Raw genomic sequence first — 15,627 nt, forward strand, 5'->3', positions numbered from 1 at the left:
CGGAGCCGCAAATCGATACAGCCCCGCGCCCCTTAGGGGGTGCTGCTGGACCGGAGTTGATTGTTTCTGGTCGGCTGCGAACCCTGTCGCGGGCCTTCGTTCTTGGCGCGACCCGGGCTCGTCCCCCGAACGGGTTAATGCCCCGGTTTCTTACTCGGCGCCCCTTAAATGGGGCGGGTGACCACGACCGATCGCCGTACGGCGTTGCGTGCGGGTGCCGGGCTCGTCGCCGGGGGCGCTCTTGCCGCCGGATGTGCCACGACCGGCTCCACCGCAGCCCCCGTCGCTACCCACGCCTCCGCCGGCGGACCCGCGCCCGCCGCCAGGGCGACGCCGCCCACCGCCCCCGCTCCCCGCGCCTTCCCCCACCAGCCCGCGCAGATCACCCACGGACCCCGCGACCGCCCCCGGATCGCGCTCACCTTCCACGGCCAGGGCGACCCCGAGATCGCCACCGCCCTCCTCACCGAGGCCGAGAAACACGGCGCCCATGTCACCGTCCTCGCGGTCGGGACCTGGCTCGACACCCACCCCGGGATGGCCCGCCGCATCCTCGACGGCGGCCACGACCTCGGCAACCACACCCAGCGGCACATCGCCGTCAACACCCTGTCCGAGGCCGACGCCCGCGCCGAGATCACCGGCTGCGCCGAGCGCCTCAAGCGGCTCACCGGCTCGATCGGCACCTGGTTCAGGCCCTCGCGCGCCCCGGCCGCGTCCCCGCTCGTCCAGCGCCTGACCCACCGCGTGGGCTACCCGCACGTGCTGTCCTACGACGTCGACTCCCTCGACTTCACCGAGCCGGGCGCCCCCGCCGTCACCCGCAAGGTGCTCGCCGAGGTCCGCAACGGGTCGGTCGTGAGCATGCACTTCGGATACGCCGACACGGTCGCCGCGCTCCCCGCCGTACTGCAAGAACTCGACCGCCGCGGACTGCGCGCGGTGACGACCACGGAGCTGCTGAGCTGATGCGACACATCCCCCTTGCCCGCGCCCTCATCGCCGGGATCACCCTCGCCGCCCTCGCCGGCTGCGGCTCGCAGGACCACGCCGACGAGGCCCTCGGCACCCAGGCCGCGCTCCAGCCGCAGCAGGAGAAGAAGCCGCAGGTCGCGCGGGCGCTGCCCGGTATGCCACCGGTGCTCGACCCGGCCGACGTGTACGCGGCCGACCGCCCCAACCAACTCTCCCCGGTCGTACGGGACTTCCCGTCGCGGGTCTATGTCCCCAACACCAACTCCAACACGGTCTCGGTGATCGACCCGAAGACGTACAGGGTCATCGAGACCATCCCGGTCGGCGCCCAGCCCCAACACGTCGTCCCCTCCTGGGACTTGAAGACCCTGTGGGTCAACAACGACCGGGGCAACACCCTCACCCCGATCGACCCGCGAACGGGCAAGGCGGGCAAGCCCGTTGACGTGCACGACCCGTACAACCTGTACTTCACGCCCAACGGCAAGTACGCGATCGTCATGGCCTCGCTGGACCGGCAGTTGGTGTTCCGGGACGCGCACACGATGAAGACGGTGAAGGCGGTCCACGTCGGCTGCTACGGCGTCAACCACGCCGACTTCTCCCCGGACGGGCGGTACTTCATCGTCTCCTGCGAGTTCAGCGGTGAGCTGCTCAAGGTCGACACCGAGAAGATGAAGGTCATCGGGCAGCAGAAACTGCCGTTCCACGGCTCGATGCCGCAGGACGTCAAGATCTCGCCCGACGGCAAGAAGTTCTACATCGCCGACATGATGGCCAACGGCATGTGGGTCCTGGACGGCGACACCTTCGCCAAGCCGGACTTCCTGCCCACCGGCAAGGGCTGCCACGGCCTGTACATCAGCCGGGACTCGCGCGAGATGTACATCTCCAACCGCGGCGAAGGCACCATCTCCCTCTTCGACTTCACGAAGAACAAGCTCACCAAGAAGTGGCATCTCCCGAACGGCGGCAGCCCCGACATGGGCGGCGTCTCGGCCGACGGAAAGGTCCTCTGGCTCTCCGGCCGCTACAACTCCGAGGTCTACGCCATCGACACCCGCACCGGCACCCAGCTCGCCCGCATCAAAGTCGGCGGGGGTCCCCATGGGCTCGCGGTGTACCCGCAGCCGGGCCGGTACTCACTGGGCCACACGGGCATCTTCCGCTGACCGGATCCCAAAGCAGACTGAAATCCGGTCAGTTGGACACGCCCCCATACGGGTGATGATCCGCGATTCGTCGCCGCGGAACCGGGATCGTGCCCCGCATGATCACGATTCACCTGCGGCGACGAGTCGCTGCCGCCGCCCTGTCCCTCGCGGCCGTCTTCGCCACCACCGCCGCCACCGTCCCCACCCACACCCCGGCCAGGGTCGCCGCCGCCCCGGCCTGTCCCGTGGTCGCCGACCCCGCGATGGCCGCCGTCGACCAGCGCGTGGACATCAGCCGCATCACCCCGGACCCGGTCTGGCGCACCACCTGCGGCACCCTCTACCGCAGCGACAGCCGCGGCCCGGCGATCGTCTTCGACCAGGGCTTCGCCCCCAAGGACGTCGTCAACGGCCAGTACGACATCGAGAAGTACGTCCTCGTCAACCAGCCCTCGCCGTACGTCTCGACGACCTACGACCACGACCTGTACAAGACCTGGTACAAGTCGGGCTACAACTACTACATCGACGCCCCGGCAGGCGTGGACGTCAACAAGACCATCGGCGATACCCACAAGTGGGCCGACCAGGTCGAGGTCGCCTTCCCCGGCGGTATCCAGCGGCAGTACATCATCGGTGTCTGCCCGGTCGACAAGAAGACCAAGGTCGAGATCATGAGCGACTGCGAGAGCAACCCGAACTACCGCCCGTGGCACTGACGCCCAGGGCGCGCTGTGACGCCTATGTGGCGCTGAGCAGCACCGCCTCCGCACCCACCGGACGGTAGCCCGCCGCCAGGAACGCCCGCATGGAGCGGGCGTTCCCCGGCGCGACCTGCGCCCACAGCGGCTCGTCGGTGAGGTGACGGGCGGCGGCCACCAGGGCCCGCCCCAGCCCCCGGTGCCGTACGTCCTCGTCGATCTCGACGGAGACCTCGAGCCGGCCCCCGACCCCGCGGCCCAGCACCACCACACCGCCCTCCGTCGTCCACGCGCGCACGTCGTCGCGCCGGCCGCGGGCGTACACGATGCGCGGATGGTCGCCGTCCGTGATCTCCCGCAGGGGGAGCGGGGGTTCGCCCGGCAGCGGGGTACCCACGAGCATCGCGTCGATCGTCTCCGCACGACGGCCCGTCCGCTCCAGCAGGGCCATCAGGAACCACGGGTTCATCGGCGCCGCGAGCGCGTCGCACGGCACGGCGGCCAGGGTGTCGTGGACCCACTGCGGATCCTCGTCGATGAAGACGACCGCGTGCGCGGTGAAGGCGAGGACCCCCGCGTCCCGCTCGGACATCTGCGGTACGACGGTCACGCGGCCGTCCGCCGGGGGGAGGTCGTCCCGGGCCACCGCATCGAGAATGTCCCGAAGAGTCTCCATCACCAAACTCCTTGCGCCGCTTGAGTCTCCACCCACTGGAAGGCCCACACTCACAGACATGATCGACGACGGCACCGGACTCCTCACCATCGGGGAGCTGGCCAGATCCACCGGACTGACCGTGCGCACCATCCGCTACTGGTCGGACGAGGGCGTGCTCACCCCGGTGACCCGCTCCGCGGGCGGCTATCGGCTCTACGACGCCGAGTGCGCGGCCCGTCTCGAACTGATCCGCACCCTGCGCGAGTTGGGCCTCGGCCTGGACGACGTACGCAAGGTGCTGGCCGGTGAGACGACGGTCGCGGAGGTGGCCGCCGCGCATGTGGTGGCGCTGGACGCGCAGATCAGGTCGCTGAGGGTGACCCGTGCGGTGCTGTCGACCGTCGCGAGACGCGGTTCGACCGCGGAGGAGATGACGTTGATGAACAAGCTGGCACGGCTGTCGGCGGCCGAACGCAGGCGAATCATGGAGGAGTTCGTGGAGGAGCTGTTCCACGGGCTCGACACCGTCGATCCGGCCATCGAGGAGCGGATGCGCTCCATCGCGGTGGACCTGCCGGACGATCCGACCCCCGAACAGGTCGACGCCTGGGTGGAGTTGGCGGAGATGGTGCAGGACCCGGAGTTCCGGGCGCAGATGCGCAAGGCCGTCGAGTTCAACGCCTCGGACCAGGAGCGCGCCGCCGTCCGCGGCCGGTCCACCTGGTTCCCCATGCGGCTGGTGCAGCTGGGCGCGGAGGCCAGGGAGCGGGGGATCGCCCCCGAGTCGCCGGAGGCGGACGCGATCCTGGGGGAGGTGCTCGGCGACGGCGGCGACCCGGCCGTCGTACTCGAACGGATGGAGTCGGCGTCCAACGAACGGCTCGCCCGCTACCGGGAGTTGCTGGCCACGGTCAAGGGCGGCGGGCCCGCGGCGGCGCACCGGCCGGAGTTCGCCTGGGTGGTCGCCGCGCTGCGGGCTCGTGCGGCCGGTTAGTCTGGCCTCCGTCAACAGGCAGTAAAGCGTTACGAAGGGGCGGATCCGGTGGCGGACATCGAGGAAGCACGCAAGCATTTCCAGCGGATCGACACGGACGGTGACGGCTTCATCACCGCGGCCGAGTTCAAGACCGCCCTGGCCCAGGGAGGCGACTGGAACGTCACCGAGACGGTCGCCGAGGCCATCATCAAGAGCCGGGACCTCAACGGGGACAAGGTCCTGTCGTTCGACGAGTTCTGGGCCCACCTGAACAAGTGACCCGAGAGTGACCTCCGTCTGAGCGGAAGGGGCGCCCGTCCTACGGTGGACGGGCGCCCCTTCCGTCATGCCCGGGCGACGGGACTTCGCGGACACGGCCTAGGAGCGGCCTAGGAGGCTCGCTTCCGGTATGTCCCCGGTGCCACCCCGTACTCCCGCATGAACGCTTTGGCGAACGCGAACTCCGAGGTGTAGCCGGTTCGTTGGGCCACCAGCCGGAGCGGTATGTCCTCCTCGCGCAGCAGCCGCCCCGCGGTGATCATCCGCCACCACGTCACATACGTCAGCGGTGGTCTGCCCACCAGGGTCGCGAACCGGCGGGCGAAGGCGGCGCGGGACAGGCCGGCCCGGGTGCCGAGTTCCTCGACCGTCCACGGGCGGGCCGGGTCGGCGTGCACCGCGTGGAGGGCCGCCGCGATCGCCGGGTCCGCGAGCGCCGCCGCCCAGCCCGTGGGGTGCCCGCAGCCGTGCCGCCCGTCCAGCCACCAGGCGCGCAGGATGTACAGCAGCAGGGTGTCGAGGAGCGAGCCGACGATGGTGTCCGAGCCCGGCTGAGGTTCCTCCAGTTCCGTGCCGAGCAGCTCCACCGCCGCCCGCAGCGACCGGTGGGCGCCGACCCGGGCGGGCAGGTGGACCACCTCGGGCAGCTCGGTGAGCAGGGGGTGGGCGCGGGCCCGGTCCAGCAGATAGGCGCCGCACAGCAGGACCGCGTCCGGGGGTGCCGACTCCCGTGCGGGGGAGGGCGGTTGGGGCCAGCTGCCGTCCGCGCGCAGCCGCATCTCCGCCACCGGTACATCGAGCCCACTGGCCAGCGTGTGCCCGCGCCCGTGCGCCAGGAACACCACGTCACCGGGCCCGAGCGCCACCGGCTCGCCCTCGGCCGGGATCACCCAGCCCGAGCCCCGCAGCACCACATGGAACCCGGCTCCGTCCGAGGCCTCGAAACGCATCCCCCAGGGCGCGTACCTGTCCCGGCGCGAGGAGTGCGGCCGTCCGGTGCGCATCGCGGCGACGGCGTCACTGAGTACGTCCATCTCCGCACCGTAGCCCGTGTGTTGGAGGCGAAGACGGGCGGACATGAATCGGAGACCGAAGGACATGGATCGTCTCGTGACCGACGCCTAGCGTCGACGTCATGCCAACCACCGCACGCACCGTGCTCTTTCACGAGATCGGCGGCCCCGCGGTCCTGCGCGTCGAGGACACCGCCGTCCCGGACCCCGCTCCCGGCCAAGTCGCCCTGCGCGTGGAGGCGTTGGGGCTGAATCGCGCCGAAGCCCTGTTCCGCGCGGGCACTTACTACTACCAGCCGTCACTGCCCGCCTCCCGGCTCGGCTACGAGGCCGCGGGCCTCGTCACCGCTGTCGGCGAGGGCGTGACCGAACTCGCCGTAGGAGACCCGGTGTTGACGGGCCCGGGCATCGAGATGAGCAGCCAGGGCGTGTACGCGGAGCAGATCGTCCTGCCCGCGACCGCCGTGCTACGGCGCCCCGCCACCGTCGACGCCGTCACCGGGGCCGCGGCCTGGCTGACGTACACCACGGCGTACGGAGCGCTGCTGGAGACGGCCGGCCTCAGGCCGGGTGACCGGGTCCTGATCACCGGTGCGTCCAGTGGCGTCGGTACCGCGGCGATCCAGGTCGCCCGTCGTATCGGCGCGATCCCGCTCGCCACCACCCGCACCGAGGCGAAGCGGCAGCGGCTCCTGGCGCTGGGCGCGGAGGACGTGATCGTCTCCGGCGAGTCCGGAGCGGAGGGCGTGGCGAAGGAGGTCGGACGGCTCACCGGGGGCCGGGGCGTCGAGGTGATCTTCGACGCGATCGGCGGCCCCGGCTTCCGCCCGCTCGCCGGCGCGCTCGCGCCGGGCGGTTCGTTGGTCGTCTACGGCTGGCTGGACCCCGGCCCCGCCGAGCTGCCCTGGAACTGGCCGCTCACGATCCACGCCTACGCCAACATGGCCCTGACCGGGACGGCCGACGGGCGCCGCCGTGCCGCCGCGTTCCTCGACGCGGGCCTGACGGACGGCGGTTTCCGGCCGGTCGTGGGAGAGGTCTTCGAGGGCCTGGACTCTATCCGGGACGCTCACCGGCTGATGGAGTCGAACGCCCATACGGGCAAGATCGTCGTACGGATCTGAGGATCTGCCGAACGGTCGAGGAACCGGAATAGCCGACGACCGACCCGGGTTGAGGCCACCAGAAGCATGCGCATGCATGAATTCTGGATCGGCGAAGGGTCTGTCATGAAGATCGGCATCATCGGTGCGGGCAACATCGGCGGCAACCTCACCCGGCGGCTCACCGCGCTCGGGCACGACGTCTCCGTCGCCAACTCGCGCGGCCCGCAGACGCTCACCGCGCTGGCCGAGGAGACGGGTGCGACCCCAATACCGGTCGAGGAGGCGGCGAACGGGGCCGAGGTCGTCGTGGTCACCATCCCGCTGAAGGCGGTCGCGAACCTGCCCAAGGGCTTCCTCGACGGCGCGGCGGCGAACGTCGCGGTCATCGACACCAACAACTACTACCCCGGGCGGGACGGCCGGATCGCCGCGATCCTCGACGAGGGCCTCACCGAGAGCCGTTGGGTCGCGCAGCGGATCGGCCACACCGTCATCAAGGCCTTCAACGGCACCTACGCCCAGGACATCCTCGACGCTCACCGCCCGGCCGGCGCCCCCGACCGCCTCGCCCTCCCAGTGGCCGGCGACGACGAGGCGGCGAAGCGTGTCGTCAGGGCCCTGATCGACGACCTCGGCTTCGACACCGTCGACTCGGGCACGCTCGACGAGTCCTGGCGGCAGCAGCCGGGGACGCCGGTGTACGGGCTGCGGGAGGGCGTGGACGCGATCGTGAAGGGGCTGGCGGAGGCTTCGCCGGAGCGGACCGGGGACTTCAAGGGCTGAGAAACATGGAGTGGGGCCGCGACCGCCCGTGACTCAGGCGCTCGCGGCCCACGTCTTCAACGCCGCCTTGCTCGCGAAGTCCGCCACGTCCTTGTCGTGCGGGTCCGACGTGTACTGGTGGAACTTCCAGTCCGCCTTGATGCGGGGCTTGCCGGCCGTCGTGTAATCGGCGATCCACAGGCCGTCGCCCGCGTAGGACGTCTTGTCGAGGTTCAGCCAGAAGCTGCGGTTGCAGTAGAGGATCACCCGGTTGTTCGGGCGGAGGGACTTCACCTTGCGGATGAAGCTGTCCTTCTCCGCGTTCGTGGCGTGGGTGCCGTCGCCTGTCGTCTCCCAGTCGACGGCCAGCAAGTCGCCTGCTTTTTCAGGGGCCTTGCTCACGAAGTAATCCGCCTGGGCCGTGATGTCGCCCGGCCAGAGGAAGTGGTAGAAACCGACGACCAGTCCCGCGTCACGGCCCGTTTTCGTCTGGGCGGTGAGTCTGGGGTTGACGTACGAATGGCCCTCCGTCGCCTTGATGAAGACGAAGGAGGAGCCGTCCGTGTCGTACGCGGTGGACTGGAACGCGCTTACGTCGATGCCATGCAACATGGGGGACTTGTGCCCCGTCCCCCGGATCCGGAACCTCAGGTTCTGGTGGCCACCGACGACAGTACTGACGCCGATTTCGCCGACCAGTCAGAAGTGATCACACTTGCGTGATCCGCTGCCAATAGTGCCAATTTGGCGGCGACTTCCGCGTCTGTCGGGGCGGTTGAGGAGATCGCCGGGGCCACCGCGTACGCGTCCGTCATGATCAGGATGTAGTGGTTCGTGGAGTAGAACGAGGTGTCGTATCCGTTGTTGACGTACGTCGCCGCGTCACCGTCGAAGAAGATGAACCACGGGCGGATCGACGTGTCCGAGGTCCAACGGGTCGCCCTGGGATCGCCGTTGGCCGCGCCCAGCACCGCCGGGAAGGCCTGCGCCTGGGCGATCGTGCCGGCCGCGTACAGGTCGCGCAGATGGTCGCCGTACTCCTGGTCCGTCCAGTAGCTGTCGAACGGGTTGGCCTGCTCGACCGTGCCCGGGATCAGTTCGAAGATGAACTTGCCCTTGAGGTCGTCACGGGAGGGCCACGCGTTCGCCTTGGCCGCCGCGTCGAGCGTGGAGTAGGAGGAGCCGAGGAGGTCGGACGGCTTGTAGACGCTGCTGCCGAGCTTCTGCGAGACCAGGGTGTCGAAGGCGGTCGGGCCCAGGCCGATGGTCTGGTTGAAGCCCACCTTCATCTCCACCTTGATGATGACGGGAGCGTGGTCCGGGTGCAGGGTGTTCCAGGCGGCCATGTTGTCCAGGCAGCTGCCGAGGTCCTGGTTGCGGTCCTTGCTGTACAGGTCGGCGGGGGTGCTCGCGTACTCGCAGTTGTTGTCGTTGGCGAACAGGTCGCTGTGGCTGACCCGCCAGCGCTTGCTCAAGCTGTCGACGTAGACGTCCAGTTCGAGCAGTGAGGCCCCGGAGTCCAACGCCTGCGCCCAGTACGTGTACTTGTCCTTCTCGTACGCGTTGTGCGTCCCGATCGTCGTCGTCTCGGAGAACTTCGCCGCCGCCGCGTGGGCGTTGCCCGCGGCCCCCGTCAGCAGCAGGGCCGTCGTGCCCAGCAGTGCCGCCAGCCGTCTTATCGCCTTCATGAGTCTCTCAAGTCCCCTTCGCCGTGGCCTAGTTGGAGCCTTGTTGGCGGCAGCAGCGTAGAGGGGAGCGGTTACTGTCCGGTAGCCCCTGGAGGAACATCAGCTTCCGCACGGCCCGTTTCCGGTGCGGCCGTGATCCGGTCGGCCAGTTCGGAGACCGCGGTGAGCAGTTCGGCGGGTGGCCTGTCGAGGTCCAGGGCGTGGGCCGTGACGGTGATGCCCACGCGCCGGACGACGTGCTCCGTCGGTCCGTCCCGGGTCGTCGCCGCGTAGACGAGGTGGCCGTCCGTGAGGCCCAACGCCGTGCAGTAGCCGAGGAGTTGGTAGAGGTGCTCGGTGGGTGGCGCGGGGAAGTGCCGGGCGGCGTACTTGGCGTCCACGACCGACACCGTGCGGCCCGCGCGGTACAGGACGAGGTCCGGGCGCAGCCGGACGTGCCCTGCCTGGTCGAGGCGATGGTGCTGTTCCTGGGCGGCGCAGCGGACCCCTCGGCGGGCCAGGGTGTCGGTGAGCGCCAGGGTGAGGAAGCGTTCGAAGACGGCCGGCATGTCGAGCACGAACCCGTCGGCCGAGGTGGGGAGTTGGCCCGTGGGGCGCACCGAGCGGCCGGACAGCAGCAGTTCCGCGAGCCGAAGCGCGGGCGCGTAGCGGGAGTTGAGGCGGTTCGGGGTCCAGCGGGGGAGCGGTGTGCCGGGCGGCAGCAGGTGGACGCCGGTGAGGTGCTGGGCGAGGTGGCGCAGGGCGAGGCCGGTGTGCGGGGGGAGTTGGGGCAGGTGGGCGGCGCGGTGCAGGGCCGCGAGCAGGATGCGGTTCTCGGCGATGTCCGGGGTGTGGTCGTCGTAGCGGACGGCGATGGGGAGCGGGAGGCCGACGCGGCGCAGTTGGTCCGCCGTGCGGATCCGGCCCCGGATCAGGGGGAGTTCCTCCTCGACCGTGCGGTAGCCGTGCAGCACACCCGCGTCCAGGGTGCGGCGGGTGACGCGGGCGAGGAGGTCGGCGAGGGCGGGCAGCAGGTCGTCGGCCTCGGCCGCCTCGACCGTGTCGCGGAGCCAGGGGTCGGCGGGCGCGTAGCAGAGCAGGAACAGCAGGTTGCGGACCGGGAGTTTGGGGCGCAGATGGAGCTGGATCGCGCCGCCGGAGGGGGTGCGGAGACGGACCAGGCCGGCCTTCTGGTTTCCGGTCAGCCGCCATCGGCCGCCGGTGGCGGGGCTCAGCCGCACCAGTCCGGGCACGCCGAGCAGCGCGGCGAGCTGATCGCCGGTCAGCTCGCGCACCACACCGGGGCCGGTCTCGTCGACGGTGAGGTGCAGTGGGTCGGTGGCGCTGTTCACTGTTCTTCCGGGGGCGGCGCTCAACGCTCCTCCGCCGTGGCGGCGTTCAGCGCGGCGAGCCCGTACTCCTCCTCGACGTCGATGCCGGTGCCGTAGAGCTGGTCCTCCAGGAGGGGCAGGATCTGGGTGCGCCAGATGAGGTCGCGGCCCTCAGGGCGGGCCGCCGCCGGTTTCATCAGGTACGACGGCCCGATGGCGCGATCGGCGTCGCCCAGCCGGGAGTTGAGCGCGTCCAGCAGCCGGGCCGCCGTGTCGGGCAGCTCGCGGGCGCGCAGCCAGCGCGCCAACAGGCCCTGCACAGGCGGCAGCTCGGGCGACAGGCGGCGGAACGCGAAGCGGCGGCGCATCGCCGCGTCCACCAGCGCGATCGAACGGTCCGCCGTGTTCATCGTCCCGATGACGAAGAGATTCCCCGGCAGATGGAACGGGTTGTCCGGGCTGTACTGCGTGGTCACCGGCTCCTCGCGGTACTCCAGCAGGAAGTACAGCTCGCCGAAGACCTTCGCCAGGTTGGCCCGGTTGATCTCGTCGATGATCAGGATGTACGGGTTCGACGGGTCCGTGCGGGCCCGCTCCGCCAGCAGCTTCAGCGGGCCCGGCACCACGTCGAACACCACCGAGCTGTTCTCGCCCCGGACCGGCCGGAACCCCTCGAAGAAGTCCTCGTAGGTGTACGAGGGGTGGAACTGCACGAGTTCCACCCGGTCGGGACCGGCCAGATGGCGGGCCAGCGCGCGGGCGAGATACGTCTTCCCGGTGCCGGGCGGCCCGTGGAAGACCAACTGCCGCTGTTCCTGGAGCTGTTCGGCGGTCTCCCGCAGCCAGTCCTGCGGCATCAGCAGCTGTGCCGCCAACTCCTCGGTGACGGAGGGCAGTTCGAGCTGCTTGGTGACATCGACCTTGATCAGCTCCTCGGCCACCACGTTCTCAAGACCGGCCTGCTCGGCCAGTTCGGCGGCCACGCTGCTGATGTCGTAGACCGTCGGTGGCCGGGTCAGTTGGGCCTGCACCGCCTCGGGCAGCTGGGTGCGCCGCAGCGGCCGGTCGGCCGTGGCCCAACGCACCGTACGGCGGCGGGAGTTGTCGGGTCCGTCGGAGAGGTCGTACGTCGGCGGACCCTGGAGGGTGCCGACGTGGACGTCGTTCGGAGTGACGGTGACGATCACGTCGCCGGGCTTCATCACCGAGAGGAACGCGTGCAGTTGGTAGGTCGCCTGGCCGCGGAGCTGGGCGCTGGCGTCGGGCATCGCCTCCGCGACCGCGCGCTGGACCTGCGGCTTGGAGGAGTCGGCGGGGATGTCCGGCATCTCCCGCCAGGACAGGGAGCAGTAGCCGTGCGCGAGCCAGGACGGTATGAAGTTGGTGCCGTCGACGTTGTATCCGCGCACCAGCCAGCCGCGTTGCGCGTGCTCGGCCGCGCGCCGCCGCCAACGGCCCTGCCAGGGCTCGGCGTAGAAGTCGACCGGTTCTCCGGACCGCGCCTCCAGGGCTTGGTGGAGCGCGAGCAGATCGCGGTCCTGGTCGCCGGTCGGTTCGGGCAGGTCGTCGGTGAAGGCGCCGAGAATCTCCTGCTTGTGATAAATGCTGGCGATGGGCTCGAACACGTCTGGGAAGAGCAGATGCAGCAGGACGTGGATCTGCGCGCGCCCCTTCTTGTGCCCCTCCGACTCCTGGACCGCGAAGCACTCGGCGCGGAACGTCCACGGGTTGTCCAGGACCAACTCCCGTTCCGCCGGGCGCAGTCCGGCGAGCCGCTCCACCAGCAGGACCAGGATCTGGAACTGCGCCCAGCGGTAGTTCAGGAAGCCCTGGCCGCCGTGGATGAACCCGCCCAGACCACTCTCCAGATCGGCAGGGATCGTCACCGGCCGGTCGGCCCAGGACAGCACCTCGCCGATGATCTCGCGCTTCTTGGCCAGCCCTATCTGCTCCGGCACCAGCGGCGCCATGTTCACGAACAGCAGCTCGGCCGCCAGCGCGATCGTCTCGTCCGGCGCGCCGTCGAGCTGGCGGCGCAGCTTGACCAGGAACGTGTCCGAGGACTCGTCCGGGTGGTCCACGAAGCGGACGCGCAGATCGGCCGCCGTCCGCTCGGTCCACGCCTCCCACTCCGGCATGAACGCGGACCGCCCGCTCAGCAGCCCGTCCCGGAACACGCGCTGCACCGCCGCCACGACCTCGGCGCCCTCGGACCGTTCTGCCACGACGTCCACCCCCTGGTGCTTGAAGTGCCCACAGTAGAAGGGGTCCTGGTGGCGCGGTCGCACGGTCGACGATAAGTCTGTTCTTGTTTCCAGTACATTGTGTTCTGTTAAGTGAGAACAATATTCTCCTTCAATGAATCGTCCTGGTATGGGGTTGGCTCTTCGCTTCGACTTCCGCAACCCGGAGTCGGCCGGTACGGCCATGGCCGACCGGTACGCGGCCGCCCTCGACATGGCCGAGTGGGCCGACGGGCTCGGGTGTGCGCGGATCACCGTGTCCGAGCACCACGGCTCCGCGGACGGCTATCTGCCCAGCCCGGTCCAGATGCTCGCGGCGATGGCCGCCCGCACCAAGCAAGTCCGCTTCCTGATCGCCGCGTTGATCGCGCCCTTCCACGATCCGCTGCGCCTGGCCGAGGAGTTGACGGTTCTCGACTCAGCTATCGGGGCCGCACGGTGCGCGTCACGCCCGCGCCGTACCGGCCCGGCGGCCCTGCCGTCCTGCTCGGCGGCAGCAGCGAACCGGCCGCGCGCCGGGCCGCCCGGATCGCCGACGGGTTCGTCCCCTCCGTGCCCGAGGTGTGGGAGTACTACCGCGACGAGGTCGGCAAGTTGGGCCGCCCCGACCCCGGTCCCAGCCCGATCGGGCCGAACCAAGTGGTGGCCCTCGCCGAGGACCCCGACGAGGGCTGGGAGCGGATGGCGCCGTTCTTCCTGCACGAGACCAACGCCTACGGCGAATGGCAGGCCCAGGACGACGTGGCCGCGCCCTTCCGTACGGCCGAGGGGCTGGCCGAGCTGCGGTGCGGCGACCAGTACCGGGTCCTCGCACCCGAGCGGTTCCTGACCGAACTCAAGGCCGTGCCAACGCCGTTCAGGCAATTCCATCCGCTGTGCGGGGGCATGCCGATGGATCTCGCGTGGTCGAGCCTGCGGCTGTTCGAGCGGGAGGTGCTGCCCGCGTTCGGATAGCGGGCCGCGCGCGGCACGTCTGGGAACTTCCTGGGAACCCGCGCCGGATGCGGGCCGCCCCGCGCCCGTGACCTGCGCCCGGTCCGCGCCGACTCTCAGAAACCTCCCAGAACCTCTCCGGAACCCGGCAAACGCGTACGCCACCTTGTGCGGACGACGTCCCCGAACCGCTCCGGAGGGTCCCCGCGATGCCTGCCTCTAGTACCTCTCCTACCTCTACGACCGCAAGGTCCCGTCCCGTTTCCCGTCCGGTGTCCGTCCCCAGGCCGGACGGTCCGGGAGCGAGCGCCCTCGAAGGAGCGGCGGCCGCGCTGTGCGGACTCGTCGCGATGGCCGCCGTGGCGTGGCTCGCGCTGTGGCTGCTGGGGGCGGGCTCGGTCGGATCGCCGGTCGCGATGGCAATGGCCTTGGCCGCCATGGCAGTTGGTGGGTCGATGAGCGCCGGTTCGGTCAACACGGCGAACAGCACGGGCAGTTCGGGGTCGATGGGTTCGATACTGTCCGGCCTCTTCGGCGGTGGCGGGGGCGGCATGAGCCCGTCGATGGGCGGGGCGGCCTCGGTCATGCCGCTCGGGGTGACGCTGGTCGGGTCCCTGGTGCTGTGGCTGGCGTTCTCCCGGCGGCTGCGCCAACGGCAGGTCACCGCACGTGAGTTGGGCGCCCGGGCGGCCGGTGCCGGGGCGGCCGCGCTGCTCGCGTTCCTGCTGGTCGCCACCCTCGCGCACGGGACGATCACCATGCCCGCCTCCGCGATGAGCAAGGGGCTCGGCGGTGGACAGAGCGCCGGGGCGGGCGCCGGTGGCGGTGCGCTGGGCGGGATGTTCGGCGGCGGCAGCGCTTCCTCGCAGGACACGACGATGTCGTACGACGTCCATGTCGGCTCGACCGTGTTCGGCGCGCTGGTGTGGGTGACCGTGGTGCTCGCGCTCGGGTGCCTGGTCAGCCGGCGGGTGCGGGTGCGGGTGCCGCTGGGCGGTGCCGTGGACCGGGTGCGGCCCGGGTGGGCGCCGAGTCTCTCCGCCGTCGTACGCACCCTCCTGGTCCTGGCCGTCGTACCGATGGTGTTGGTCACGTTCGTCGGAGTGGTGGTCGGTGGGCGGGTCGGGACCGCGGCCGGTGGGGCGCTGCTGCTGGCGCCGAACGCGCTCGCGGTGCTGCTCACGCTGGGCGTGGGCACGCCGTGGACGGCCGCGACGCACCCCGTGCAGAGCCAGGGCGGCAACCCGCTCGCCTCGATCATGGGCGCCCTGGGCGGCGGACAGCAGACCACCGCGCAGCAGCAGCCCCGCACCGAGCACCTCAGGAGCCTGTCGGCGGGCGGCTGGCCGCTGTGGCTCGCGGCCCTCGCGGTGACCGCTGTCATTCTTCTGACCTGCGCCTTCGTGGCCGTCCGGAACACGGCCCCGGCGCACACCCGCCCGCTGCACCGCTACGACGGCCCGCTCGCCCGGCACCTCGGGGCGGCCGAGCGGTTCGGGCTCGTCACGGCGGTCGTTCTGGGCTCGGCGGTCTGGCTGGCCGGGGCGTCCGGGAACCTCGGGGTGAGCATGTTCGGCAGTGAGATGGGCGGTACGCGGGCCGAGCTGACCGGCAGCGTGCTGTGGACGGTGCTGTTCGGGCTGCTGGCCGGCGGTGTGGCGGGCTTCCTGGGGAGCCTGGCGCACACAGCGGACCTTTACGGAGGAATGACATCCCCCCGCCGTATCCTCGCGCGCAAGTCCCCGTCGGCCGCGTCCCCGCACTCCCCGGCGCCGGGAACCGATCCCGGCACCCTGGAGGCACCCCTCGGCAACCGTTGAACGGGCCGG

Annotated in this window: 14 protein-coding genes and 1 pseudogene; 9 read left to right on the plus strand and 6 right to left on the minus strand. The window is 70.5% G+C overall.

Annotated elements, in window-relative coordinates; all coding sequences use genetic code 11:
- Nucleotides 1–168: 168 nt before the first annotated feature.
- From SPR02S_RS30785 to SPR02S_RS30795, 3 genes are all read left to right on the plus strand, one after another.
- Nucleotides 169–969: a polysaccharide deacetylase family protein gene (locus tag SPR02S_RS30785; RefSeq protein WP_043258594.1), complete on the plus strand. Its 801-nt coding sequence runs from the start codon at nt 169–171 to the stop codon at nt 967–969.
- On the plus strand, nt 969–2,147 hold the full coding sequence (locus SPR02S_RS30790) for a YVTN family beta-propeller repeat protein (RefSeq protein WP_019060879.1): 1,179 nt from the start codon (nt 969–971) through the stop codon (nt 2,145–2,147). The genes SPR02S_RS30785 and SPR02S_RS30790 overlap by 1 nt, the downstream gene beginning before the upstream one ends.
- Nucleotides 2,148–2,245: 98 nt before the next feature.
- On the plus strand, nt 2,246–2,848 hold the full coding sequence (locus SPR02S_RS30795; RefSeq protein WP_019060880.1) for an ADP-ribosyltransferase: 603 nt from the start codon (nt 2,246–2,248) through the stop codon (nt 2,846–2,848).
- A 22-nt stretch (nt 2,849–2,870) separates the two neighbouring features.
- Here the strand turns inward: SPR02S_RS30795 and SPR02S_RS30800 are convergent, their stop codons facing one another.
- Entirely contained in the window at nt 2,871–3,506 is a 636-nt protein-coding gene (locus SPR02S_RS30800; protein ID WP_019060881.1) for a GNAT family N-acetyltransferase, read from the minus strand.
- A 58-nt stretch (nt 3,507–3,564) separates the two neighbouring features.
- Here SPR02S_RS30800 and SPR02S_RS30805 point away from each other — a divergent pair, with 58 nt between their 5' ends.
- The gene (locus tag SPR02S_RS30805; protein WP_019060882.1) at nt 3,565–4,482 is read left to right on the plus strand and encodes a MerR family transcriptional regulator; all 918 of its coding nucleotides are present in this window, start codon (nt 3,565–3,567) and stop codon (nt 4,480–4,482) included.
- A gap of 48 nt (nt 4,483–4,530) precedes the next feature.
- Nucleotides 4,531–4,743 (plus strand): EF-hand domain-containing protein, encoded by a 213-nt coding sequence (locus SPR02S_RS30810; RefSeq protein WP_019060883.1) that lies wholly within the window; start codon nt 4,531–4,533, stop codon nt 4,741–4,743.
- Between the two features lie 110 nt (nt 4,744–4,853).
- Here the strand turns inward: SPR02S_RS30810 and SPR02S_RS30815 are convergent, their stop codons facing one another.
- Nucleotides 4,854–5,777, minus strand: coding sequence for an AraC family transcriptional regulator (locus SPR02S_RS30815; RefSeq protein ID WP_026151003.1), 924 nt, complete (start codon nt 5,775–5,777; stop codon nt 4,854–4,856).
- A 101-nt stretch (nt 5,778–5,878) separates the two neighbouring features.
- Between SPR02S_RS30815 and SPR02S_RS30820 the strand changes: the two genes are divergently transcribed.
- Together SPR02S_RS30820 and SPR02S_RS30825 are read left to right on the plus strand one after the other, a co-directional pair.
- Nucleotides 5,879–6,880: a zinc-dependent alcohol dehydrogenase family protein gene (locus tag SPR02S_RS30820; protein ID WP_019060885.1), complete on the plus strand. Its 1,002-nt coding sequence runs from the start codon at nt 5,879–5,881 to the stop codon at nt 6,878–6,880.
- A 72-nt stretch (nt 6,881–6,952) separates the two neighbouring features.
- Nucleotides 6,953–7,645, plus strand: coding sequence for an NADPH-dependent F420 reductase (locus tag SPR02S_RS30825; RefSeq protein WP_078623054.1), 693 nt, complete (start codon nt 6,953–6,955; stop codon nt 7,643–7,645).
- Between the two features lie 33 nt (nt 7,646–7,678).
- Here the strand turns inward: SPR02S_RS30825 and SPR02S_RS30830 are convergent, their stop codons facing one another.
- The 4 genes from SPR02S_RS30830 to SPR02S_RS30845 form a co-directional block, all read right to left on the minus strand.
- A complete protein-coding gene (locus SPR02S_RS30830) occupies nt 7,679–8,236 on the minus strand; it encodes a glycoside hydrolase family 25 protein (protein WP_019060887.1) in 558 nt (185 codons plus the stop codon).
- A gap of 35 nt (nt 8,237–8,271) precedes the next feature.
- Entirely contained in the window at nt 8,272–9,312 is a 1,041-nt protein-coding gene (locus SPR02S_RS30835; RefSeq protein WP_019060888.1) for a phosphatidylinositol-specific phospholipase C domain-containing protein, read from the minus strand.
- A gap of 71 nt (nt 9,313–9,383) precedes the next feature.
- Nucleotides 9,384–10,643: an McrC family protein gene (locus SPR02S_RS30840; protein ID WP_019060889.1), complete on the minus strand. Its 1,260-nt coding sequence runs from the start codon at nt 10,641–10,643 to the stop codon at nt 9,384–9,386.
- Between the two features lie 20 nt (nt 10,644–10,663).
- A complete protein-coding gene (locus SPR02S_RS30845; RefSeq protein ID WP_043258596.1) occupies nt 10,664–12,847 on the minus strand; it encodes an McrB family protein in 2,184 nt (727 codons plus the stop codon).
- A 232-nt stretch (nt 12,848–13,079) separates the two neighbouring features.
- Between SPR02S_RS30845 and SPR02S_RS56640 the strand changes: the two are divergent.
- Nucleotides 13,080–13,819, plus strand: a pseudogene (locus SPR02S_RS56640) (LLM class flavin-dependent oxidoreductase).
- A 251-nt stretch (nt 13,820–14,070) separates the two neighbouring features.
- The gene (locus tag SPR02S_RS30855; RefSeq protein WP_174447575.1) at nt 14,071–15,618 is read left to right on the plus strand and encodes a streptophobe family protein; all 1,548 of its coding nucleotides are present in this window, start codon (nt 14,071–14,073) and stop codon (nt 15,616–15,618) included.
- The last annotated feature ends 9 nt before the right edge of the window (nt 15,619–15,627 follow it).

Source organism: Streptomyces prunicolor NBRC 13075 (assembly GCF_000367365.1).
Lineage (GTDB): Bacteria > Actinomycetota > Actinomycetes > Streptomycetales > Streptomycetaceae > Streptomyces > Streptomyces prunicolor.